Origin of the sequence: Aestuariivirga sp. (genome assembly GCF_044239095.1) — a bacterium.
Taxonomy (GTDB): Bacteria; Pseudomonadota; Alphaproteobacteria; order Rhizobiales; family Aestuariivirgaceae; genus Aestuariivirga.
Genome location: NZ_JBIICB010000037.1, coordinates 1 through 22,104 on the forward strand (window position 1 = coordinate 1; position 22,104 = coordinate 22,104).

Genomic DNA, 22,104 nt, shown 5'->3' on the forward strand with positions numbered 1-22,104 from the left:
CCTGTCGGGGACCTTCTCCCATTGCTACGCAACGGGAGAAGGGGAAGCCTGACATGATTATTCCCTTCTCCCGTCCGCAGGATGGGAGAAGGTGGCCGAAGGCCGGATGAGGGCCTCTTTCAACCGGCACGGCTCGCGGAGAGAGGCCCTCATCCCCCCTGTCGGGGACCTTCTGCCATTGCTTTGCAACGGGAGAAGGGGAAGCCTGACATGATTATTCCCGTCTCCCGTCCGCAGGATGGGAGAAGGTGGCCGAAGGCCGGATGAGGGCATCTTTCAGGCGGCAGGACTCGCCGACACCGGCCCTCATCCCCCCTGTCGGGGACCTTCTCCCATTGCTTTGCAACGGGAGAAGGGGAAGCCTGACATGATTATTCCCTTCTCCCGTCCGCAGGATGGGAGAAGGTGGCCGAAGGCCGGATGAGGGCCTCTGTCAACCGGCACGGTTCGCGGAGATAGGCCCTCATCCCCCCTTCGGGGACCTTCTCCCATCGCTTCGCGACGGGAGAAGGGGAAGCCTGACATGATTATTCCCTTCTCCCGTCCGCAGGATGGGAGAAGGTGGCCGAAGGCCGGATGAGGGCCTCTTTCAACCGGCACGGTTCGCGGAGAGAGGCCCTCATCCCCCCTTCGGGGACCTTCTCCCATTGCGTGCCGCAACGGGAGAAGGGGAAGGGGCATCAGGCTTTGAGCTTCGCCGCTTCCGCCGCCAGCTTTTCAATCCCCGCCCAATCCTTCGCCTCGATCAGCGTCTTCGGCGCCATCCACGATCCGCCCACCGTGATGACGTTCGGCAGCTTCAGATAACTCACCGCCTTCTCCGCCGTGATCCCGCCCGTCGGGCAGAAGCGGATCTGCGGCAAGGGCGACTGCAGCGATGACAGATAGGCCGTGCCGCCCGCAGGCTCCGCCGGGAAAAACTTCTGGATCGGATATCCCCATTCCAGCAGCGCCATGCATTCAGAGGCCGTAACACCACCGGGCAGCAGTGCGATGTCGTAATCCTCCGCCGCACCCAGCAGCCGGCCCGTGGAGCCCGGCGAAACCGCGAACTTGCACCCCAGCCTGTCGCTGTCGCGCAATTGCTCCGGCGTCAGCACCGTGCCGGAGCCGACGATGGCGCCTTCGACTTCGGCGATGATGGCGCGGATGCAGTCCATGGCCTTCGCCGTGCGCAGCGTGATTTCGAGGACGGGCAATCCGCCCTTCACCAGCGCGCGCGCCAGCGGCACGGCATCTTCGACATTCTCGATCACCATTACCGGCACGACCGGCGCCAGGGCTAGCGCTTCGGCCAGGCCCTTCTGGTATTCCTTCGTCATCATACCACCTCGAAGATGGACGCACCGGTATCGGCGCCGCCCGTGATGTTGCGGAAGGCCTGGAACAGCTCGCGCCCCGTGCCAAAATTGTTAGCCGAGAGATCGGCCGTCACCGCCTCGCGGCCCGAGAGATCGGCCAGCACCTCGAGCGTTCCGGCATTGGCGTCGAGCCGGATGATGTCGCCGTCGCGGATCTTGGCGATTGGCCCGCCATCGACGGCCTCCGGCGTGAGATGGATCGCAGCGGGCACCTTGCCCGAAGCGCCCGACATGCGCCCATCGGTAACGAGCGCCACCTTCAGGCCACGCTCCTGCAGCACGGCGAGCGGCGGTGTGAGCCGGTGAAGCTCCGGCATGCCATTGGCCTTAGGGCCCTGGAAGCGCACGACTGCAACCACATCGCTGTTGAGCGCCCCCGCCTTGAAGGCCGCCTGCAGCTCTTCCTGCGAATGAAACACCTTCGCAGGCGCCTCGATCACATGGCGGTCTGCCGGAATGGAAGACGTCTTGATGACGGAGGTGCCGAGGTTGCCGGTCAGCACATTGAGCCCGCCCGTCGGCTGGAAGGGCTTCGCAGCGCCACGCAGCACGGCTTCATCCTGCGAGGCCGCCACGGCATCGGCATAGACGAGTTCGCCATTCGCACCGAGCTTCGCTTCCTTTGTATAGCCCGAAAGCCCCGTGCCCATGATGCTCGAGACATCCTCATGCAGCAGGCCAGCGCCCAAGAGTTCGCGTATCAGGAAGCCCATGCCGCCCGCCGCGTTGAAGTGGTTCACATCCGCCTTGCCGTTCGGATAGATGCGCGTCATCAGCGGCACCACCTTCGAGAGTTCTGCAAGGTCGGTCCAGGTGAGCGAAATGCCCGCCGCCGCCGCCATGGCGATCAGATGCATGGTGTGGTTGGTGGAGCCGCCGGTGGCGAGCAGGCCAACGACACCGTTCACCACAGCCTTCTCGTCATAGATGCGGCCGATCGGCTGGTAGTCATTGCCCAGCGCCGTGATCGCCAGCGCGCGCCTCGCCGACTCCGCCGTGATCGCATCGCGCAGCGGCGTGTTGGGGTTGACGAAGGTCGAGCCCGGAAGATGCAGGCCCATGATCTCCATCAGCATCTGGTTGGAATTCGCCGTGCCGTAGAAGGTGCATGTGCCCGGGCCGTGGTAGGATTGTGCCTCGGCTTCCAGTAGCTGGTCGCGGCCCACTTTCCCTTCTGCATAGAGCTGGCGGATCTTCGCCTTCTCGTCATTGGGAAGCCCGCTCGTCATCGGCCCTGCGGGAATGAACACGGCGGGCAGATGCCCGAAGCTCAGCGCGCCGATGATGAGGCCCGGCACGATCTTGTCGCACACGCCCAAGTAAACCGCCGCATCGAACATCTGGTGCGACAGGGCAACGGCGGTCGACAGCGCAATCACGTCGCGTGAGAACAGCGAGAGCTCCATGCCCGTCTCGCCCTGGGTCACGCCATCGCACATGGCGGGCACACCACCCGCCACCTGCGCCGTGCCGCCCGCCGCGCGCGCGGCCTTGCGGATCAGTTCCGGATAGGTCTCGAAGGGCTGGTGCGCCGAGAGCATGTCGTTATAGGCGGTGACGATGGCGAGGTTGGGTGCCGCACCATTCCTGAGCGCGTTCTTGTCCTGCGTATTGCAGGCCGCGAAACCGTGGGCGATGTTGGCGCAGCCCAGCGCCTTGCGCTTAGGGGTATTGGCCACCGCCGCATCGATCTTGTCGAGGTAGCGCCGCCGTGCGCCCTTGCTGCGGGCGATTATTCTTTCAGTGACGGCGGAGACGGTCTCGGTCACGGACATGGCATCAACTCCTTCTCACGGGCACCAATAGAGGGTGACAGGGGCGGAACTGCGGAGAACCGCGCGCACCGGCATGTCTTCCTCCGGCCCCTCTTCCAGCGCCTTCTTCAGCACCTGCTTCTTTTCAGCGCCTTCGATGTGGAGCGCAAGGCGGCCTGCCTGTTCCAGCACCGGCAGCGTGAAGGTCAGGCGCGGTTCGCCCGCACCGGGCGCGGTGATTTCGATGATGCGCTGTTTCGACTCGGCATCGAGTGCTTCCGCCAGCCGGTCGCCGCCGGGGAAGAAGGAGGCGGTGTGGCCATCGCTGCCCATGCCCAGCACGGCTACATCGAAAGGTGCCGCGCGCGCCGCATCCGGATTGTTCACCAGCGGAATGAAGGTCGCCGCGGCGGCCTTGTCCTTCATCAGGTGCGTGCGCACGAGGCGGGCGTTGGATCGTTCGCTGGTCTCCGGCACCTGGCGTTCGTCAACAAGCGTCACGCTCACGCGCGACCATGGAATGTCGATGGCCGACAGCTTCTCGAAGAACAGCTTCGGCGTCGTGCCGCCGGAGACGGCCAGGCTGGCGCGGCCCTTGGCCTCGATGGCGCGCTCGAGTTCATCCGCCACGTCACGCGCCAGCGTTTCGGCCAGCGCCTCACGGGCATCGAAAATGCGTTCGGCTTCAATCAAGTTCCTGGTCCTCATACCATGTGCGGCCATCGCGCTCGATCAGCGCCACGGCGGCAGACGGTCCCCATGTGCCCGCGGTGTAGGGCTTCGGAATGTCACCCGTGGCACTCCACGCGTCGAGAATGGGGTCGATCCACTCCCACGCGGCTTCCACCTCGTCGCGCCGCATGAACAGCGCCTGGTTGCCGCGCACCACGTCCATCAGCAGGCGTTCATAGGCATCGGGATTGCGCACGTTGAAGGCGTCGGCGAAGCTCATGTCGAGCGGCACATAGGACAGCCGCATGCCGCCGGGGCCGGGGTCCTTGATCATCAGCCACAGCTTCACACCCTCGTCAGGCTGCAGCCGGATGACCAGCCGGTTGGGCGCGATCGGCCCCGCCTGCCCGTCGAACACCGAATGCGGAATGGGCTTGAAGGTCACCACGATCTCGGACACGCGGTTCGGCAACCGCTTGCCGGTGCGGAGGTAGAAGGGAACCCCGCTCCAGCGCCAATTGGCGATCTCGGCCTTGACGGCCACGAAGGTTTCAGTGCGCGAAGCACCGGAGCCCAGCTCCTCCAAATAGCCCTTCACCGCCCCGCCGCTGGCTGCACCCGCGCGGTACTGCCCGCGCACGGTGAGGTTCGCCACACTGTCGCCCGTCACCGGCTTCAGCGCCTTCAGAACCTTCAGCTTCTCGTCGCGCAGCGCGTTTGCCGCGGTGGAGGTCGGCGGCTCCATGGCAACAAGGCAGAGCAGCTGCAGCATGTGGTTCTGCACCATATCACGCAGCGCGCCCGCGGTGTCGTAGTAGCCGGCACGGCCCTCCACACCCAGCGTTTCGGCCACCGTGATCTGCACATGGTCGATATGGGCGGAGTTCCACACGGGTTCGAACAGGGCATTGGCGAAGCGCAGCGCCATCAGGTTCTGCACCGTCTCTTTGCCGAGATAGTGATCGATGCGGTAAACCTGCGGCTCGCTGACAACCTTCCCGATCGCGTCATTCAGCGCCTTGGCCGAAGCGCCGGACTTGCCCAGCGGCTTCTCGATCACCACGCGGGTGCGCGGCGTCACCAGGTGGTGGCTCCCCAGCTTGTCGCACAGCGGGCCGAACAGGTCCGGCCCCACGGCGAGGTAGAACACCCGCACACGGTCCGCCTCGGGCTTCAGGGCTTGGGCAAGGTCGGACCAGCCCGCGTCCTGCGCAGCATCCGCCGTCACATAGCTCAGGCGCGCAAGGAAGCGCGCCATCATCTCGGGCGGGCGTTCGTTCTCCGGCACATGGTCTTCGATCGCTTTTTGGGCGAAGGCGATGAAGTCATCATTGGTCAAGGAGCGGCGCGAGCAGCCGATGATGCGCGAGCCGGGCGGGATCTGCCCCTGCAGGTCGCGGTGGAACAGCGCGGGCAGAAGCTTGCGCTGCGAAAGGTCGCCCGTGGCGCCGAAGACCACCAGGTCAAACAGCTCCACCGGGATGATGCGCGGGGTCATGAATGTCTTTCCGCCAGTTTTGATGTACGCCACTCAGATAGCGGGTTTCCATTACGAGTCAATGAAGGCGGCAATACGTCAAGGCAAGTGATTTATTGCAATTTCCCCTGAGATGGCTCATAGTTGCTTAAAAATCAGATGCTTGGGAGGGCTGACCATGATTGTTTGCTGCGGCGAGGCGTTGATCGACTTCCTGCCCAGAAAAACGGCAGACGGAGCTGCCGCCTACCAGCCCTTCTGCGGCGGCTCGGTCTACAACACGGCCATCGCGCTCGGCCGGCTTGGCGTGCCGGTGGGGCTCTATACCGGCCTCTCCACCGATTTCTTCGGCGACATGCTGCGTGAGGGCCTTGCCGCCAGCAAGGTCAGCCTCAAATACACCAAGGCCTGGGACAAGCCCTCGACGCTGGCCTTCGTGAAGCTGACGGATGGCCACGCCCGCTATTCCTTTTTCGATGACAATTCGGCGGGCCGCATGCTGACGAAGCGCGACCTGCCGAAGCTGGAGCGCCAGGTCCAGGCCCTGCATTTCGGTTCCATCAGCCTGATCCCGGAGCCCGGCGGCGACACCCTCGAACAGCTGATGAAGCGCGAAGCCAAGGCCCGCGTCATCTCGCTTGACCCCAACATCCGCCCCGGCATGATCAAGGACCGCCGTGCCCACATGGCGCGCCTCACCCGCATGATCGCCATGGCCGACATCGTGAAGGTCTCGGACGAGGACGTGGCCTGGATGACCGGCAAGGACGACGCCAAGGCCGCCGCCCGCAAGTGGCTGAAGCTGGGCGCGAAACTGGTGATCGTCACCCGCGGGGCCAAGGGTGTCGAGGCCTTCACGGCCAGCTATTCCGTGAGCCGCCCGGCCGAAAAGGTGAAGGTGGCGGATACGGTGGGGGCAGGGGACACCTTCACGGCGGGCCTGCTCGCGGCCCTCCGCGCCATGAAGCTGCTCGACAAGACGAAGCTTGCGGGCTTGAGTGAGGCCAATCTGGCGACAGCACTTGGCTTTGCCGCGCGCGCCGCCGCCATGACCTGCTCGCGCCCTGGGGCGGATCCGCCCTGGGCCAAGGAACTCGCATAAGGAAGAGGTAAGCCATGCCGAACTGGACCCAACGCTTCTCCCTCGAAGGGCGCCGCGCACTCGTCACGGGTGCGACCAAGGGCATCGGCTACGAGACCTGCCGCGTGCTGGCCGATGCCGGTGCCGACATCGCCGCCGTTGGCCGCGACGAAGCGGGGCTGGCGGACATCAAGCGCGAGGTCGAGGCCATGGGGCGGCGCTGCGTCACCATCGCCGCCGACCTTGCCACCGTCGAGGGCCCGAAGCAGGCCGCGGCCCGAGCGCTCGAAGCCTTCGGCACCATCGACATTCTTGTCAACAATGCGGGTGTCACCACCCTCAAGTCCATCATCGACACGCCGGTGGATGACTGGGACTGGGTCAACAACGTCAATCTCCGCGCCCCCTATCTCCTCGCCCAGGCTCTGGTGCCCAACATGATCAGGCAGCGCATGGGCAAGGTTATCAACATCTCGTCCCAGTCGGGCGTCGTGGCGCTCGACGATCACGGCGCCTATGGCGCCTCCAAGGGCGGCCTGAACATGCTGACGCGCGTGATGACGGTCGAATGGGCCAAGCACAACATCCAGTCCAATTCCGTCTGCCCCACCGTGATCCTGACGCCGATGGGCGAGATGGTGTGGGGTGACCCCGCCAAGGGCGATCCGATGAAGGCCAAGATCCCCGCCGGCCGCTTCGGCCGCACGACGGAGGTGGCTGACCTCATCCTGTTCCTCGCCTCCTCTGCGTCAGACATGATCTGCGGCCAGACCATCCTGATCGACGGCGGCTTCACCGCGCAGTAAGGGCCGTCTGACTTGACATTGGCCGCCGCCCCGTCGAGGTGAGCGCCATGGACTTCCCCGTCGACCAGATCATTCCCCGCCTGTCGGACGCCTTGGGCAGTGGCCCCGCAGCCCTGCTCGTGGCCGAGCCGGGTGCCGGCAAGACGACGCGCGTGCCGCTGAAGCTGCTCGATCAAGCCTGGCTCAAGGGCCAGAAGATCGTGATGCTGGAGCCCCGCCGCCTCGCCGCCCGCAACGCCGCGCACCGCATGGCGGAAACGCTGGGCGAGGAGGTGGGCGAAACCGTCGGCTACACCGTCCGCCTCGAACGCCGCGTCTCGAACCGCACGCGCATCGAGGTGGTGACGGAAGGCATCCTCACCCGCAGGCTCCAGCAGGACCCGGAACTGGCAGGCACCGGCCTCGTCATTTTCGACGAGTTCCACGAACGCTCGCTCGATGCGGATCTGGGCCTCGCCCTCACGCTGGACATCCAGCGCGGGCTTCGCGACGATCTCAAGATCCTCGTCATGTCGGCCACGCTGGATGCCGCGCGCGTTGCGGCACACCTCGGCGATGCCCCCGTCATCGATGCGCCGGGCCGCGTATTCCCCGTGGAGACGCGCTACGGCGACAAGGCCCAGCGCCAGACCATCTCAGCCGATGCCCTTCGCGCCGTGCACCGTGCGCTGGACGAGACGGAAAAGAGCATCCTCGTCTTCCTCCCCGGCGAGGCTGAAATCCGCCGAACGGAAGACGCACTCAACGCTGCGGGCCTGCCGAGGAACACCGTGGTCCGCCCCCTCTACGGCGCCATGAGCTTCGCCGAGCAGGACGCCGCGATCAGGCCGTCGCCCGTAGGCGAGCGCAAGGTGGTGCTGGCCACCACCATCGCCGAAACCAGCCTCACCATCGACGGCATTGGCGCTGTCATCGACACCGGCTTCAAACGTGTGCCCCGCTTCGACCCGGCTTCGGGCATGACGGCGCTCGAAACCGTGCGCGTGTCATTGGCCTCCGCCGACCAGCGCCGCGGCCGCGCCGGCCGTCTGGGCCCCGGCATCGGCTACCGCCTGTGGCCTGAAGCCGAAACGCGCGCACTCAAACCCCATGACGAGCCGGAAATCTTCGTCGCCGACCTGGCACCCCTCGTGCTGGAACTCGCCGCCTGGGGCGTCACCGAACCGAAATCGCTCCCCTGGCTCGATCCGCCGCCAGCTGCTCCTTACGCGCAGGCGCAGGACCTGCTGAAGCGCCTCGAAGCGCTGGATGCCGAGAACAAGATCACCCCCATGGGCAAGCAGATGGTGCGCCTGCCGCTCCACCCGCGCCTCGCCCACATGGTGGTGAAGGGCCGGAGCGCGCTCGCCGCCGATCTCGCCGCCATGCTCTCGGAGCGTGACGGCCTGCCGCGTGACGTGGGCGTCGACATCACCGCGCGCCTCTCGCATCTGCGCGGCGGGGCGCGTGACCGCATCCGCCAGACGGCAAAGCAGATCCGCCAGATCGCCGGAATCGCCGCCGATGAGGACAGCGGCATCAGCCCCGGAGCCCTCATCGCCTTCGCCTTCCCGGACCGCATCGCCCAGCGCCGCGGCGGCGACCGGCGCTACCGCCTGTCGGGCGGCGGCGGCGCGGTTCTGCCGGAGCATGACGCGCTGGTGACGCAGGACTTCCTCGCCGTGGCCACCACCGACGGTGCGGCGGGCGACCAGAAAATATTCCTCGCAGCACCTTTGTCGCTGAAGGAGATCGAGGAGCATTTCAAGCACCAGATCGAATCGCGTGACGGCGTCTTCTGGGACAGCCGCACCAGGGCCGTCAGCGCCTCCAAGTCCCGCCGCCTCGGCGCGCTGGTGCTGGAGGAGAAGCCCTCCACCAACGCCGACCCCACACTCATCGCGGAAGCGATGACCGAGGGCGTGCGCGAGATGGGCCTCGCCTGCCTTCCATGGACGGAGGGCTCGAAAATCCTCCGCGCCCGCGCCATGTTCCTCCGCCGCCTCTTTCCCGAAGAGGGCTGGCCGGATCTCTCGGATGAAGCGTTGCTGGCCAACCTCTCAGAATGGCTCACCCCCTATCTCGCCGGCATCAGCCGCAAGGCCCATCTCGACCGGCTGGACATGCACCAGATCATCCAGTCGATGATCCCGCATGAACTGGCCCGCAAGATGGACCGCCTCGCCCCCGTCCGCATCGAGGTGCCCTCAGGCGCCGACGTCCGCATCGACTATGAGACCGAGGGTGACCCCGTCCTGCGCGTGCGCCTGCAGGAAATGTTCGGCCTCGCCCGCACCCCGGCCATCGCCGAGGGCCGCAGCCCCTTGCGCATCGAACTCCTCTCACCCGCGGGCCGCCCGCTCGCCGTCACCCAGTCCCTCGAAACCTTCTGGACCAATGGCTATCCTTCCGTCCGCTCCGACATGCGCGGCCGCTACCCCAAGCACGCCTGGCCGGAAGACCCGCTCAACGCCGCACCCGTGAAGCCGCGGCGGCTGAGATAATCCCGTCGCGGCACGCCTGTCACCGCGAGTCCCGATGCTGAACCAGGCCCTCATCCGGCCTTCGGCCACCTTCTCCCATCCTTCGGACGGGAGAAGGGAACCCTCACCACGATTCCCTTCTCCCGTCGCAACGCGATGGGAGAAGGTGCCCGAAGGGCGGATGAGGGCCTCTCACCGCGAGTCCGGCCTCATAAGAAAATCTTAACCATACCCTGCAGACTCTGCACGCGACTCGCCCTATCCCTCCGCCATGCTCGACACAGAGTCATTCCGGCATCTCGCCCTCGCCAACCCCGCCAACCGCCAGCTCCTGGCCGCACTGGCGGAACTCAACATTCCGCAATGCCACCTCACCGCCGGCTGCCTGTTCCAGGCCGTGTGGAATGTCCTCTCGGGCCGCCCCGCGGCGGAGAACATCAAGGATTATGACGTTTTCTACTTCGATGGCGGCGACCTGTCCTGGGAGGCGGAGGATGCCATCATTCGCCGCGTGGCCCCCATCGCGGAGCGTCTCGGCCTCCCCGTCGAGGTTAAGAACCAGGCCCGGGTCCACCTCTGGTACAATGCGCGCTTCGGCACGGATTATCCGCAGCTCCACTCGGCGCGGGATGGCATTTCGCGCTATCTCGTGCGCTGCACCTGTGTCGGCATCGACGCCTCCACGGGAGAGGTCTTTGCACCCGATGGCTTTGCCGATCTTGAAGCAGGCCTCCTGCGCATTAACCCGCTCATGCCGCAACCCGGCAAGTGGCAGGCCAAGGCCGAAACCTACCGCACCAGATGGCCATGGTTGCAGATCATTGAAGAGTGAAGGCAGCCAGGTACTGCCGCTTGAAAGAGCCCTCATCCGGCCTGCCGGCCACCTTCTCCCATCCCTTCGGGACGGGAGAAGGGAAACCTCACCACGAGTCCCTTCTCCCGTCCGCAGGATGGGGGAAGGTGCCCGAAGGGCGGATGAGGGCCTCTCGCCGCGAGTCCAACCCGTTGTTGACTTTATTCCTACATTGTGCTACCGCTCCCATCAGGCTGTTCCATAGGAGGGGGACGATTGTCGACAGCGTCTCGCAATTGCGGATCAGCCCGCGGCACCTGCGCCGGAGGAGGAAGCGCAACCTCCGTCCCGGGCGCGAAGGGCGGGACCCGGGGGCATTACGACCCCCGCGCCGAGAGGCAGTCACTGCGCCCCAAGGGGGCGGAAAACAAGCGCCTTCCCTTAGCGACAAACGCCGCGCCGGCCAGCCGGGCGCCTCGCGCCCTTTCTTTTCGATCAATTGGATTGCGTGAGCCCCGGCTCCGGCATTCCCCTCCACCTTTTTTCGCCATGCCACCCTGAGGAACCGGTCCTCCAGCCTGCGGCGTCAGCCACCCCCTTCGCCCCACCCGGGGCGGAGGGCCCGCGCCTGCGACCCGGCGAAGCTTGACCTTGCAAACTCCCGATGCCAAACACCCCGGCAATCATGATCGATACCGCTCACATCCGCAATTTCTCCATCATCGCCCACATCGACCACGGCAAGTCGACGCTGGCCGACCGCCTGATCCAGCTCTGCGGCGCCGTCGCCGACCGTGACATGGTCAACCAGATCCTCGACTCGATGGACATCGAGCGCGAGCGCGGCATCACCATCAAGGCCAACACCGTCCGCCTCGACTACACGGCGAAAAACGGTGAGAAATACGTGCTGAACCTCATCGACACGCCGGGCCATGTGGACTTCGCCTATGAAGTCTCCCGCTCGCTCGCCGCCTGCGAGGGCTCACTCCTCGTGGTCGACGCCTCGCAGGGGGTGGAGGCCCAGACGCTCGCCAACGTCTACCAGGCCATCAACAACAACCACGAAATCGTGCCCGTCCTCAACAAGGTGGACCTGCCGGCGGCCGACGCCGACCGCGTGCGCCAGCAGATCGAGGACGTGATCGGCATTGATGCCTCGGACGCCATCCCCATCTCCGCCAAGACCGGCGTGGGCGTTCCGGATGTGCTCGAGGCCATCGTCCATCGCCTGCCGCCGCCCAAGGGCGACCGCAATGCGCCCCTGAAGGCGCTGCTGGTCGACAGCTGGTATGATTCCTACCTCGGCGTCGTCGTGCTGGTGCGCATCATTGATGGCGTGCTGAAGAAGGGCATGAAGGTGCGGCTGATGTCCACCAATGCCGTCTACCAGCTGGAGCGCGTCGGCGTGTCGCGGCCCAAGAAGGAAACCGTTGACGAGCTCGGCCCCGGCGAGATCGGCTTCTTCACGGCCTCGATCAAGCAGGTGGCAGACACCCGCGTCGGCGATACGATCGTCGACGAGAAGAACATGACGGCCTCCCAGCTGCCGGGTTTCCGCCCGGCGCAGTCGGTGGTCTTCGCGGGCTTCTTCCCCGTTGACGCCGCCCGCTTCGAGGAGCTGCGCGAGGCGATGGGCAGGCTCCGCCTGAACGATGCAAGCTTCTCCTATGACATGGAGACTTCCGCCGCCCTCGGCTTCGGCTTCCGCTGCGGCTTCCTGGGTCTGCTGCATCTCGAAATCGTCCGTGAACGGATCGAGCGCGAGTTCAACGTCGATATCATCACCACAGCGCCCTCCGTCATCTACAAGGTCAACCTGCGTGAAGGCACGCACATCGACCTGCACAATCCGGCGGACCTGCCCGACCAGACGCTCATCGAATCGATCGAGGAGCCGTGGATCGAAGCGACGATTCTGGTTCCCGACGACTATCTCGGCTCCATCCTCAAGCTCTGCGAGGACCGGCGCGGCCGCCAGAAGCAGCTGACCTATGCGGGCTCGCGCGCCATGGTGGTCTATGAGCTGCCGCTGAACGAGGTGGTGTTCGATTTCTACGACCGTCTCAAGTCCGTCTCCCGCGGCTATGCGTCCTTCGACTACAAGATGATCGGCTATGAGGAGGGCGATCTCGTCCGCCTCGGCATTCTGGTGAACGCCGAGGCCGTCGATGCGCTGGCCATGATCGTGCACCGTGCGCGTGCCGAACAGCGCGGCCGCGTGATGTGCGAGAAGCTGAAGGAGCTGATCCCGCGCCACATGTTCCAGATCCCCATCCAGGCGGCGATCGGCGGCAAGATCGTGGCGCGCGAGACTTTGTCTGCCCTGCGCAAGGACGTGACGAGCAAGTGCTACGGCGGCGACATCAGCCGCAAGCGCAAGCTTCTGGACAAGCAGAAGGAAGGCAAGAAGAAGATGCGGCAGTTCGGCAAGGTCGAAATTCCGCAGGAGGCCTTCATCTCCGCCCTCAAGATGGACGAGAACTGAGGCGCCCGGGCTCTTCCTCGCCCCCACGCATGTGGGGGAGAGGAATGTGAAAGGGTGATGGCCTGATCCGTTTCCGCGCTGGACCGTAGTTTGGAATAGTTCTAAACTGCCTCCTGATTGATGGGATTGACCTGCCGTGAAGAGCTTCTCGGACCTCACCGAACAGGAACTCCTCGCCTTGGCGATTTCCAGCGAGGATGACGACGCCCGTGCCTATGCGGGCTTCGCCCATTCCCTGATGGATACTTACCCGGCTTCCGCCAAGGTCTTCATGGAGATGGCGGAGGAGGAGCATGAGCACCGCCGCTGGCTGACTGACCTCTATGCCAGGAAGTTTGGCGACTACATCCCCCTGATCCGCCGCTCGGACATCAATGGCTTCGTGCGCCACAAGCCGGCCTGGACCATCGGCAAGATGAACATCGAGGAGATGCGCGAGCGCGCCGAGGTGATCGAGCTCGAGAACTACCGCTTCTACAAGCAGGCCGCCGAACGCTCGCAGGATGCGCAAGTGAAGAAGCTCCTGCTGGAGCTGGCCGAAGCCGAGAAGGGCCATGAGTCGATCGCGGTCAAGCTCGGCCTCACCCATCTGACGGCTGACGCCAAGATCGAGGAGGGCGAGGCCAAGCGCCGGCTGTTCCTGTTGCAGGTCATCCAGCCGGGCCTCGTGGGCCTCATGGATGGTTCGGTCTCCACGCTTGCCCCGCTCTTCGCCGCAGCCTTCGCCACCGGCAGCACCTGGGAAACCTTCCTCGTCGGCACTGCGGCCTCGGTCGGTGCGGGCATTTCCATGGGCCTCGCAGAAGGACTGTCAGATGATGGCAAGCTGACGGGCCGCGGCCATCCGCTGATCCGCGGGCTGGCCGCCGGCATCATGACGACGGTTGGCGGCATGGGCCACGCGCTGCCCTATCTCATCCCCGATTTCCAGCTCGCCACCATGATCGCCATCGTGGTCGTGTTCTTCGAGCTCTGGGCCATCTCCTGGATCCGCTACAAATACATGGACACGCCCTTCCTCAAGGCGGCCTTCCAGATCGCGGTGGGAGGCTTCCTGGTCTTCCTCACCGGCATGCTGATCGGCAGCGCTTGAACTCGGATGCGGCGCGGCGTCCATATCATCCTCTATGCGCTGTTCGGGCCGGACGAGGCGCTGGACCGGCAGGCCATGCGAAGGCAGGTGGACCTCAGCCTTAATGCGGAGATCGCAGGCATCGCCGCGCTGGGCCTTGCCACCGAGGTGGCCAAGCTCAGCTTCGCCGAGCGCTGCAAGGTGATGGACTGGGTGGCGGAGGATGTGGCGGGCCGCACGGCACTGGGCTTCACCATCTATGGCCAGTCGGTGGCCGAGCAGGTGGCCATGGTGCGCCACGCCGAGCGCTGCGGGGCAGGGTGGCTCGTGCTGCAGCCGCCGCAGGTCGGGACCTATCCTGCCGAGGAATACCTCTCCTTCTTCAGCCGCGTGATGGGTGAGACGGCGCTTCCCTGCGCCATCCAGAATGCCCCGCAATATCTGGGCCGCGGCCTTTCGGACGATGACATCGGCAGGCTCAGGCAGCGCCACGCCAATTTCTCGCTCATCAAGGCGGAGGCGACGGCGGACGATGCCGCACGCCTCAAGACCATGGCGGGCCCCGATTTCATGGTCTTCAACGGCCGTGGCGGGCTCGACATGGTCTCATGTCTTGACGCTGGCTGCGACGGGTTCCTGCTGGCGCCCGATGTCGCCGACCTCAGCGCGAGAGTGATGCGGCTCTATGACCAGGGGCGGCGTGAGGAGGCACTGGCGCTTCACCACGAAGTGCTCCCCGCCATCACCTTCATCATGCGCTCGCTCGAACATCTCATCTGCTACGGAAAGCGCGTCTTCGCCGCACGTGCCGGGCTAGAGGTCTTCGATCGCGCCCCCGCGCTCAGGCCTGAGGCGCACGATCTCGCGATATGTGATGCGCTGGCACGGAGGTTCGGTGCCTTTCCCGTGGCTCAGGACGGGGCGAGGGTGCCGTAGGCCGCGCGGATGTCGCGCTCGGCGTCGTCGATCAGCTTGCTCATCGCCTCGGCAGCGCCCTTGGCGTCGCCACTGCCGACGCAGGCGAGAATATTCGCATGGAGTGTCACCATCTCCTCGAGCGAGTGGCCGCGCAGCGCGCGGCCCCGGCGGCTGGCGTAGAAGCTTTCGCGCAGCGGAAGCGCCATGCCCTCGAACAGATAGGATAGAACGCGGTTGCCGCTGGCCAGCGCCAGCGCCTCGTGAAAATCAGCGTCAGCCTGATGGAACCGGATCTCGGCCCCGTCCTCTCCGTCACGCAGTTCGGCGGCTGCCGCCGACATCCGCTCAAGTGCCGATTCGGCAGCGGTGATGCCGGCACGGCTCGCCCGCTGCGCTGCCATGGTCACCGACTGGATCTCCAGCGAGCGCCGCACCTGGATGAGGTCGAACAGGCAGCGCGGGTCTGACTTGATGAGCGAGGACAGGAACTCGCCGAACACCGAGCCGTCTGGCTGGCGCACAATGGCGCGCCGTCCGCGCCCCACATCCAGCAGGCCGCGGCCCGCCAGCATCTTGACCGCCTCGCGCATGGTGACACGGCTGACGCCATAGCGTTCCGCCAGTTCGGCCTCGCTTGGCAGCCGCATGCCGGGCGAGAGTGTGCTCAGCACATGCTCCGTCAGCTTGTCCGCGACGATCACGGAGGCGGGGCGGAGGGCGGTGTCATGCGCGTGCAGCATGGAGAAAACATATATGACAACTTTGCTGCGTGGCAACATGCTTCTGCACAGGCGCTGCCAAAGGGCAGGACTGCGTGGGAAACGGCTTTACACAGTTGTATGATTACTCTAGCCTTTGTTTGGCGTGCTACGCGCGCAGACCGGCATACAAGCCGGCAAACAAACGAGTCCCAGGGAGGATCAGATGAAGCAGAAATTTACGCGGTTTGCCGCTCTGACGGCGGCCACTGTCGGGCTGTCGCTTGCCGCTGTTTCCGGCGCCAGCGCAAATGAGCCTACGGCGAAGTGGTGTTCTGGCGTCAAGATCGCGGCTTTCCCCGGCGGGCCGCAGGGTGGCGTGTTCGCCAACAACGTCTATAACGGCTTCCGCCAGGCTGAGGCGGATCTCGGGCCCGAAGTTACCTACTATTTCTCGGACTGGGATCCGAACAAGATGCTCCAGCAGATCCAGCAGGCTGTCGCCACCAAGGTGGATGGCATCGCCACCTATGGCTTTGCGGGCGAGCCGGCCACCGGCCCGATCGTCGAGCAGGCCTTCGCGCAGGGAACGATCTTCACCACCCTCAACACGTCCCTGCCTGAGAGCCAGAAGAAATTCTCCGCCAATGGCTTCGGCTATGTGGGTGCTCCCAACTATGCCGCAGGCTTTGCGCTCGCCAGCGAGGCTGCCAAGCGTAGCAACCTGCAGGCTGGCGACAGCGTCTTCGTTTGGGGCCTGAAGGGCCAGGGCGGCGACCGCGGCCAGCGCACCGTGGGCGTGATCGAGGCCTTCGAGAAGGCCGGCGCCAAGGTCATCTACCAGGAGATCGATTCGGCCACGAATGCTGATCCCAACGCCGGCACGGCCACCTTCGTCGGCGTCATGGGTGCAAATCCGGGCGTCAAGATCGTGGTGACGGACCATGGCGGCCTGACCTCGAACGTCGGCGTCTACGCCAAGGCAGCCTCGCTCACGCCGGGCCAGGTCTATTTCGCCGGCTTCGACATGTCTCCCAACACCGCCCAGGCGGTGAAGGAAGGCTTCCAGAACCTGGTGATCGACCAGCAGCCCTTCCTCCAGGGCTACATCCCGATCCTCAACATCTGCCTCACCAAGAAGTTCGGGTTCTCGGGCCTCGACATCAACACCGCGGGCGCCTTCGTCGACTCGACGAATGTCGATGCGGTCGCACCGCTCGCGGCCGTCGAAATCCGCTGATACGCGACAGGCGGCCCCGGGGGTCCGGGGCCGCCGCCATACACCTTCATTCCGACGAGGCAGCATGTCCCAGGCGAACAATGGCGCCGGCAGTGCCGCGCCAGTGATCGAGCTTCGCAACGTGTCGAAGACGTTCGGCGAGGTGCGGTCGCTTTCAGGCATCAATTTCGCGGTCCATCCCGGTGAGATCGTCGGCCTTCTGGGCGACAATGGCGCGGGCAAGTCCACGCTGGTCAAGACCGTGATGGGCTTCCACCGGCCCGATCCCGGAGGCGAGATTTTCTTCAAGGGCAGCCGCATCGACGACTGGTCGGTGGCGCGTGCCCGCGGCCTCGGCATCGAGACCGTCTACCAGGAACGCGCGCTCTGTGAGAAGCAGCCGATCTGGCGCAACATGTTCATGGGGCGCGAGCTGCGCACCAAGTGGGGGCTTCTCGACGTCGAGAGGATGCGCGCGGAATCGGCACGGCTGATGAGCGAGCACATGGGCTTCACCTCTGCCGCCGTTCACCCTGACAATGTGGTGACCACCATGTCGGGCGGCGAGAAGCAGGGCGTTGCCATCACCCGGGCTCTCTACTTCGACGCCGAACTCGTGATCCTGGACGAGCCGACAATGGGCCTGTCACTGACCGAGACGAAGAAGACGCTCGACTTCGTCAGCAACATCAAGAAGGCTGGAAAGTCGGCGATCTTCATCGACCACAACATCTTCCATGTCTATCCCGTCGTCGACCGGCTCTACGTGCTCGACCGCGGCAAGGTCGCCGGCGTCTATGACAAGACGCAGATCACGATGGAAGAACTGATCGACCGGCTTTACCGCGTGGCCCGCACGGGAACACTCAGCTGAGGGGACATCATGTCGACTGAAACAGCGAAGGCAAAACCGGCTGACAACCGCGTGGCTCCGCCCTCATGGCTGCGGCGCTACGGCTCGCAGCTCGGCATCATCGGGGTGGGTCTGGCCATGTGGCTGGGCTTCGTGCTCGCGGCGCCCGCCGTGTTCACCAACGTCGACATCTACAAGGCCTTCGCGCAGACGACGCCGCAATTCGGCATCATTGCGCTGGCGCTGACCTTCGTCGTCATCACGGGGGAGATCGATCTTTCCTTTCCCTCCATCATGGCGCTGGGCACGGCGTCCTTCTGCCTTCTCGTCCAGGCGGGGGTGCCCTGGCCCATGGCGCTGACGGGCGCCTTTGTCGTCGGCGCCATTTGCGGCTGGATCAACGGCACGCTGGTTGCCAGGCTCAACATCCCCTCTCTCGTCATCACCATCGGCACCTCGTTCCTGTTCAGGGGCCTTGAACTCGTCCTGATGAACGGCACCGGCGTGCCGCTGACCGCGGACCAGTATCCCGCACTCCATGCGATCTTCCGCGAACCCGTCTTCGGCGTTCCTGTCCAGACGCTGTGGATGATCGCGGTCGCGATCGTGCTCTGGGTGCTGCTCAACCGCACGCGCTTCGGCGCCCACGTCTTCCTCGTCGGCGACAACCCGACCAGCGCGCGCCTGATGGGTGTGGATGTGGTGAGCGTCAAGACGCGGGCCTTCATGCTCGTTGGCGTGGTGGCCGTGCTGGCGGGCGTCATGACCTCCGTCTATGGCTACTATTTCTGGCCGACGCTGGGCGACGGCTTCCTGCTCAACACCATCGCGTCGGTCTTCCTCGGCGGCACATCCGTGTTCGGCGGGACGGGCTCGATCGTCGGCTCCTTCGTGGCGTCCTACATTATCGGCGCGATCAACGCGGGCATCGTCTCGGCGGGCATCAACGCATTCTATACGCAGCTTTGCTTCGGCCTCGTCATCGTGCTGTCGGTGGTGCTGCAGACGGTGATCGAGCGCCGCATCCGCCGCCAGTCGCTCACCGGGCGCTGAGGGCAGGCCGCATGAAGATCACGGCCATCAAGAGTTTCGTGGTCAACGCGAGGCTCCGTAACTGGATATTCGTACGGGTCGAGACGGACGTGCCCGGTCTCTATGGCTTGGGCGAGGCGACGCTCGAATTCCAGACGCGCGCAGTAGCGGGCGCCATCGACGACCTGGCGCTGCTCATCCGCGGCAATGACCCGCTTAACATCGAGCATCTCTGGCAGGTCATGTTCCGCCATCCATTCTTCAAGGGTGGCATCGTGACCATGTCGGCGCTGTCCGGCATCGACCAGGCGCTGCATGACATCAAGGCGAAACATCTGGGAATCCCGCTGTGGCAACTCCTCGGCGGCCTCTGCCGCACGCGCCTGCGGATGTACGATCATCTGGGCGGCGGCAACTCCGATGCGGTTTACAACTCCGCCGTAGCGGATGACTTCCGTGACAGGGCGGCGCAGTCGCGCGCTGATGGCTTCACGGCGGTGAAGATCCTGGCCGTCGGCAGGACTGCGCCTCTCGACGGGCTCGGCGCGCTGAAGGAGGCCGAAGAACTGATGGCCGCAGCGCGCGAGGGCGGCGGCGAGGACATGGACATCATGGTCGATCTTCATGGCCGCACCACCGCCGCCATGGCGATCCAGTATGCCAAGGTGCTCGAGCCATACCGGCCGTTCTTCATCGAGGAACCCTGCCAGCCTGAGGACTGGAAAGGTACGGCGCGCGTCGCCCGTTCGACCCCGGTACCGATCGCCGCCGGCGAGCGCCTCGTTCACCGCCACGAGTTCCTGCACCTGCTGCAATCCGAGGCGATTGCTGTGGCCCAGCCCGACGTATGCCACGCCGGCGGCCTCACCGAAGTGAGGCGGATCGCGGCGCTCTGCGATACCTTCGGGGTCTCGATGGCGCCGCACAATCCGCTGGGGCCCATCGCCACCATGGTCAACATTCACTTAGGCTTTGCGACGCCGAACTTCCTGATTCAGGAAGTGATGCGGTCGGACGTGCCCTGGCGTGATGAGGTCATTTCCGGCGTTTCGCCGATCGTCGGCGGTTATGTGGAGCCGTCGCAGGCGCCCGGCATCGGCGTCGAGATCAACTTCGATGCCGCGAAGAAATACACCTTTGCCGAGGTGCAGCCCATACAGTGGTACCAGCACGACGGCAGCGTCGCGGACTGGTGAGGGGAAATGGGGCGCCTCGTCAATCATCACGTGCTGGTCACGGGGGGCAGCCGTGGCATCGGCGCCGCCGTCGTGGAAAAGGCGCTCTCCGAGGGTGCGTGCGTCTCGATCATCGATATCGAGGCCGCGGCGGGTGAAGCGCTGGTGGCATCGCTCGCCGCCGGCAGGTGCCACTTCGGCGAGGGCAGCGTGTGTGCCGCCAGCGACATCGCCCGCGTTCATGCGGAGGCCGTGAAGCGCTTCGGTCCCGTCACCGGGCTCGTCAACAATGCCGGCCGCAACTCCTATGCCGATGCCGTCACCATGACGGAAGAAGACTGGGATGACGTGTTCAGCGTCGATCTCAAGGCGGCATGGCTGGTGGCGCGCCAGGTTCTGCCCGGCATGATCGAAATGAAGCGCGGCAGCATCGTGAACATCTCGTCGATCCATGCCAACATGACCTATCCAGGATTTTTTCCCTATGCGGCCGCCAAGTCCGGGCTGGTAGGCCTGACCCGCTCACTGGCGCTCGACATGGGCAAGCACCAGATCAGGGTGAATGCCCTCTCGCCCGGCTATACCGAGACCGCCCTGGTGAAGGAGTTCTTCGGCCAGAACGAACCGGGCCTGCGCCAGAAGGTGCTCGACGTGCATCCGCTGGGCCGGATGGGCAGCCCGGCGGAAATCGCCAATTGCGTGGCCTTTCTGCTCTCGGATGAGGCCTCCTTCGTCACCGGCGCGAACTGGCTTGCCGATGGCGGCTTGAGCGCCCGCTTCGCAGGATAGCTGCGGAGGCGTCAGCTGGCCGAAAACAGTCGCTCCCAGCCCGCTTTCGCGATATGCGGGCTGCATGACGCCTGCCGGTGAATTCGAAATCTTCCTGATGGCCCCGCCCGGTCTTGAAAAGGAACTCTGCGAGGAGGCGCGTGAGCGCGGCTTCCGGAACCCGAAACAGATCCTCGGCGGCGTGACGGTGACGGGCGGCTGGACCGAGGTCTGGCGCGCCAATCTCGAGCTTCGCGGCTGTGGCCGGGTGTTGGCGCGCATCGGCTCCTTCCGGGCGATGCATCTGGCGCAACTTGACAAGCGGGCGCGCAAGTTCCCCTGGGCTGACGTCCTCAGAAAGGATGTGCCCGTCCATGTCGAGGCGAGCTGCACGCGCTCGCGCATCTATCACTCGGAAGCCGCGGCACAGCGTATCGGCCGGGCAATTGCCGAGGAGTTCGGCTCGCCTCTCGACAAGAATGCCGGCCTCGTTATCAAGGCGCGTATCGAGGATGATCTCTGCACCATCAGCATCGACACCTCGGGCCAGTCGCTGCACAAGCGCGGCCACAAGGAGGCGATTGGCAAGGCGCCGATGCGCGAGACGCTGGCCGCGCTGTTCCTGCGGCGCTGCGGGTTCAACGGGGCAGAGCCCGTGGTCGATCCAATGTGCGGTTCCGGCACCTTCGTGATCGAGGCGGCCGAAATCGCCGCCGGCCTCAATCCGGGGCGCTCGCGCGGTTTTGCCTTCGAGCTGCTTGCAGGCTTCGACGCTGGAGCGTGGGAAAACATGCGCAGCAAGGCCAAACCGCTCGTTCCCGGCCACGCGTTCTTCGGCAGTGACCGCGATGCAGGGGCCATCCGCATGGCAAAGGACAATGCCCAACGCGCCGGCGTTGCCGGCCTGACCGTGTTCCGGCAGCAATCGGTCAGCGATCTTCAGCCGCCGGACGGGCCGCCGGGCCTTGTGATCGTCAATCCGCCCTATGGCACCCGCATCGGTGACCGCAAGCCGCTGCATGCGCTCCACGGCGCTCTGGGCCAGACACTTCTCGGGCGCTTCGGCGGCTGGCGCGTGGGGCTCATCACCACGGAAGCGTCACTGGCGAAGTCGACCGGATTGCCACTTGCCCCCTCGGGCGCCCCGGTGCTGCATGGCGGGCTGCGGGTGATGCTGTACCAGACCGGCAAGCTTCCCTGATCCAACCCGCCGTGCGGATCATGCTCTAGTTAGCCCGCTTGGGTGCAAAGGCCTGCACCATCTGCCTGGCCTGGTTCACCTGCTCGGGCGTCATGGTCTTTGCCACCTCGTCCCGGTAGACGGCGGCATTGTCGAAGCCCGGCTCGGCGGAGCAGAGGTCAAACCACATATAGGCGGCGATCGGGTCTGCCTTCACGCCGCGGCCCTTCCAGTAGCCGATGCCCGCTTCATACTGTGCCTGGGGTTCGCCCTGGTTTGCCGCCATCAGCAGCCA

General features: G+C 65.2%; 18 protein-coding genes and 1 pseudogene. 13 read left to right on the forward strand and 6 right to left on the reverse strand.

The features are described from left to right. Window positions 1-680: 680 nt before the first annotated feature. Genes eda through zwf form a run of 4 tightly spaced genes read right to left on the reverse strand, consistent with a single transcriptional unit; the run spans window position 681 to window position 5,285 of the window. Window positions 681-1,322, reverse strand: coding sequence for a bifunctional 4-hydroxy-2-oxoglutarate aldolase/2-dehydro-3-deoxy-phosphogluconate aldolase (eda, locus tag ACILRA_RS05485; protein ID WP_395661086.1), 642 nt, complete (start codon window positions 1,320-1,322; stop codon window positions 681-683). Continuing rightward, window positions 1,322-3,136: a phosphogluconate dehydratase gene (gene edd / locus ACILRA_RS05490; RefSeq protein ID WP_395661087.1), complete on the reverse strand. Its 1,815-nt coding sequence runs from the start codon at window positions 3,134-3,136 to the stop codon at window positions 1,322-1,324. Before edd ends, eda begins: the two co-directional genes overlap by 1 nt. A gap of 15 nt (window positions 3,137-3,151) precedes the next feature. Further along, complete coding sequence (gene pgl, locus ACILRA_RS05495) at window positions 3,152-3,823, reverse strand: 6-phosphogluconolactonase (protein ID WP_395661088.1); 672 nt, start codon at window positions 3,821-3,823, stop codon at window positions 3,152-3,154. After that, window positions 3,801-5,285, reverse strand: coding sequence for a glucose-6-phosphate dehydrogenase (gene zwf, locus ACILRA_RS05500; protein WP_395661089.1), 1,485 nt, complete (start codon window positions 5,283-5,285; stop codon window positions 3,801-3,803). Before zwf ends, pgl begins: the two co-directional genes overlap by 23 nt. Window positions 5,286-5,442: 157 nt before the next feature. On the opposite strand from zwf, the gene ACILRA_RS05505 reads away from it, so the two are divergent. The 7 genes from ACILRA_RS05505 (at window position 5,443) to ACILRA_RS05535 (ending at window position 14,902) form a co-directional block, all read left to right on the forward strand. Further along, window positions 5,443-6,366: a carbohydrate kinase gene (locus ACILRA_RS05505; RefSeq protein WP_395661090.1), complete on the forward strand. Its 924-nt coding sequence runs from the start codon at window positions 5,443-5,445 to the stop codon at window positions 6,364-6,366. A 14-nt stretch (window positions 6,367-6,380) separates the two neighbouring features. After that, window positions 6,381-7,151, forward strand: coding sequence for an SDR family NAD(P)-dependent oxidoreductase (locus ACILRA_RS05510; protein ID WP_395661091.1), 771 nt, complete (start codon window positions 6,381-6,383; stop codon window positions 7,149-7,151). A 47-nt stretch (window positions 7,152-7,198) separates the two neighbouring features. After that, a complete protein-coding gene (gene hrpB, locus ACILRA_RS05515; RefSeq protein ID WP_395661092.1) occupies window positions 7,199-9,634 on the forward strand; it encodes an ATP-dependent helicase HrpB in 2,436 nt (811 codons plus the stop codon). A 250-nt stretch (window positions 9,635-9,884) separates the two neighbouring features. Next, on the forward strand, window positions 9,885-10,445 hold the full coding sequence (locus ACILRA_RS05520) for a nucleotidyltransferase family protein (protein ID WP_395661093.1): 561 nt from the start codon (window positions 9,885-9,887) through the stop codon (window positions 10,443-10,445). A gap of 646 nt (window positions 10,446-11,091) precedes the next feature. Then, on the forward strand, window positions 11,092-12,894 hold the full coding sequence (gene lepA, locus ACILRA_RS05525; RefSeq protein WP_395661103.1) for a translation elongation factor 4: 1,803 nt from the start codon (window positions 11,092-11,094) through the stop codon (window positions 12,892-12,894). Window positions 12,895-13,030: 136 nt separating this feature from the next. Then, window positions 13,031-13,987, forward strand: coding sequence for an iron exporter MbfA (gene mbfA / locus ACILRA_RS05530; protein WP_395661094.1), 957 nt, complete (start codon window positions 13,031-13,033; stop codon window positions 13,985-13,987). A gap of 6 nt (window positions 13,988-13,993) precedes the next feature. Then, the gene (locus ACILRA_RS05535) at window positions 13,994-14,902 is read left to right on the forward strand and encodes a dihydrodipicolinate synthase family protein (RefSeq protein WP_395661095.1); all 909 of its coding nucleotides are present in this window, start codon (window positions 13,994-13,996) and stop codon (window positions 14,900-14,902) included. On the opposite strand, the gene ACILRA_RS05540 is transcribed toward ACILRA_RS05535, so the two are convergent. Further along, a complete protein-coding gene (locus ACILRA_RS05540; RefSeq protein WP_395661096.1) occupies window positions 14,878-15,624 on the reverse strand; it encodes a FadR/GntR family transcriptional regulator in 747 nt (248 codons plus the stop codon). The genes ACILRA_RS05535 and ACILRA_RS05540 overlap by 25 nt on opposite strands. Before the next feature lie 184 nt (window positions 15,625-15,808). On the opposite strand from ACILRA_RS05540, the gene ACILRA_RS05545 reads away from it, so the two are divergent. The 6 genes from ACILRA_RS05545 to ACILRA_RS05570 all read left to right on the forward strand — a co-directional run bounded on the left by ACILRA_RS05545 (window position 15,809) and on the right by ACILRA_RS05570 (window position 21,830). Next, window positions 15,809-16,822 (forward strand): substrate-binding domain-containing protein, encoded by a 1,014-nt coding sequence (locus ACILRA_RS05545; protein WP_395661097.1) that lies wholly within the window; start codon window positions 15,809-15,811, stop codon window positions 16,820-16,822. A gap of 64 nt (window positions 16,823-16,886) precedes the next feature. Further along, window positions 16,887-17,675 carry an ATP-binding cassette domain-containing protein gene (locus tag ACILRA_RS05550; RefSeq protein ID WP_395661098.1) on the forward strand — a complete coding sequence of 263 codons (789 nt, stop codon included), beginning with the start codon at window positions 16,887-16,889 and terminating at the stop codon, window positions 17,673-17,675. A 9-nt stretch (window positions 17,676-17,684) separates the two neighbouring features. Continuing rightward, entirely contained in the window at window positions 17,685-18,707 is a 1,023-nt protein-coding gene (locus ACILRA_RS05555; RefSeq protein WP_395661099.1) for an ABC transporter permease, read from the forward strand. An 11-nt stretch (window positions 18,708-18,718) separates the two neighbouring features. Further along, the gene (gene dgoD, locus ACILRA_RS05560; RefSeq protein ID WP_395661100.1) at window positions 18,719-19,882 is read left to right on the forward strand and encodes a galactonate dehydratase; all 1,164 of its coding nucleotides are present in this window, start codon (window positions 18,719-18,721) and stop codon (window positions 19,880-19,882) included. Between the two features lie 6 nt (window positions 19,883-19,888). Continuing rightward, the gene (locus tag ACILRA_RS05565; protein WP_395661101.1) at window positions 19,889-20,650 is read left to right on the forward strand and encodes an SDR family NAD(P)-dependent oxidoreductase; all 762 of its coding nucleotides are present in this window, start codon (window positions 19,889-19,891) and stop codon (window positions 20,648-20,650) included. 64 nt (window positions 20,651-20,714) lie between these two features. Next, a complete protein-coding gene (locus tag ACILRA_RS05570; protein WP_395661102.1) occupies window positions 20,715-21,830 on the forward strand; it encodes a class I SAM-dependent RNA methyltransferase in 1,116 nt (371 codons plus the stop codon). A 25-nt stretch (window positions 21,831-21,855) separates the two neighbouring features. Here ACILRA_RS05570 and ACILRA_RS05575 read toward each other — a convergent pair. Continuing rightward, a pseudogene (locus ACILRA_RS05575) lies at window positions 21,856-22,104 on the reverse strand (sel1 repeat family protein); the annotation flags it as partial.

Excerpts from the sequence above, each read along its gene's own strand:
- eda (WP_395661086.1), bottom strand. The coding sequence starts at position 1,322 with ATGACGAAGGAATACCAGAAGGGCCTGGCCGAAGCGCTAGCCCTGGCG.
- edd (WP_395661087.1), bottom strand. The coding sequence starts at position 3,136 with ATGTCCGTGACCGAGACCGTCTCCGCCGTCACTGAAAGAATAATCGCC.
- pgl (WP_395661088.1), bottom strand. The coding sequence starts at position 3,823 with ATGAGGACCAGGAACTTGATTGAAGCCGAACGCATTTTCGATGCCCGT.
- zwf (WP_395661089.1), bottom strand. The coding sequence starts at position 5,285 with ATGACCCCGCGCATCATCCCGGTGGAGCTGTTTGACCTGGTGGTCTTC.
- ACILRA_RS05505 (WP_395661090.1), top strand. The coding sequence starts at position 5,443 with ATGATTGTTTGCTGCGGCGAGGCGTTGATCGACTTCCTGCCCAGAAAA.
- ACILRA_RS05510 (WP_395661091.1), top strand. The coding sequence starts at position 6,381 with ATGCCGAACTGGACCCAACGCTTCTCCCTCGAAGGGCGCCGCGCACTC.
- hrpB (WP_395661092.1), top strand. The coding sequence starts at position 7,199 with ATGGACTTCCCCGTCGACCAGATCATTCCCCGCCTGTCGGACGCCTTG.
- ACILRA_RS05520 (WP_395661093.1), top strand. The coding sequence starts at position 9,885 with ATGCTCGACACAGAGTCATTCCGGCATCTCGCCCTCGCCAACCCCGCC.
- lepA (WP_395661103.1), top strand. The coding sequence starts at position 11,092 with ATGATCGATACCGCTCACATCCGCAATTTCTCCATCATCGCCCACATC.
- ACILRA_RS05535 (WP_395661095.1), top strand. The coding sequence starts at position 13,994 with ATGCGGCGCGGCGTCCATATCATCCTCTATGCGCTGTTCGGGCCGGAC.
- ACILRA_RS05540 (WP_395661096.1), bottom strand. The coding sequence starts at position 15,624 with ATGCTGCACGCGCATGACACCGCCCTCCGCCCCGCCTCCGTGATCGTC.
- ACILRA_RS05545 (WP_395661097.1), top strand. The coding sequence starts at position 15,809 with ATGAAGCAGAAATTTACGCGGTTTGCCGCTCTGACGGCGGCCACTGTC.
- ACILRA_RS05550 (WP_395661098.1), top strand. The coding sequence starts at position 16,887 with ATGTCCCAGGCGAACAATGGCGCCGGCAGTGCCGCGCCAGTGATCGAG.
- ACILRA_RS05555 (WP_395661099.1), top strand. The coding sequence starts at position 17,685 with ATGTCGACTGAAACAGCGAAGGCAAAACCGGCTGACAACCGCGTGGCT.
- dgoD (WP_395661100.1), top strand. The coding sequence starts at position 18,719 with ATGAAGATCACGGCCATCAAGAGTTTCGTGGTCAACGCGAGGCTCCGT.
- ACILRA_RS05565 (WP_395661101.1), top strand. The coding sequence starts at position 19,889 with ATGGGGCGCCTCGTCAATCATCACGTGCTGGTCACGGGGGGCAGCCGT.
- ACILRA_RS05570 (WP_395661102.1), top strand. The coding sequence starts at position 20,715 with ATGACGCCTGCCGGTGAATTCGAAATCTTCCTGATGGCCCCGCCCGGT.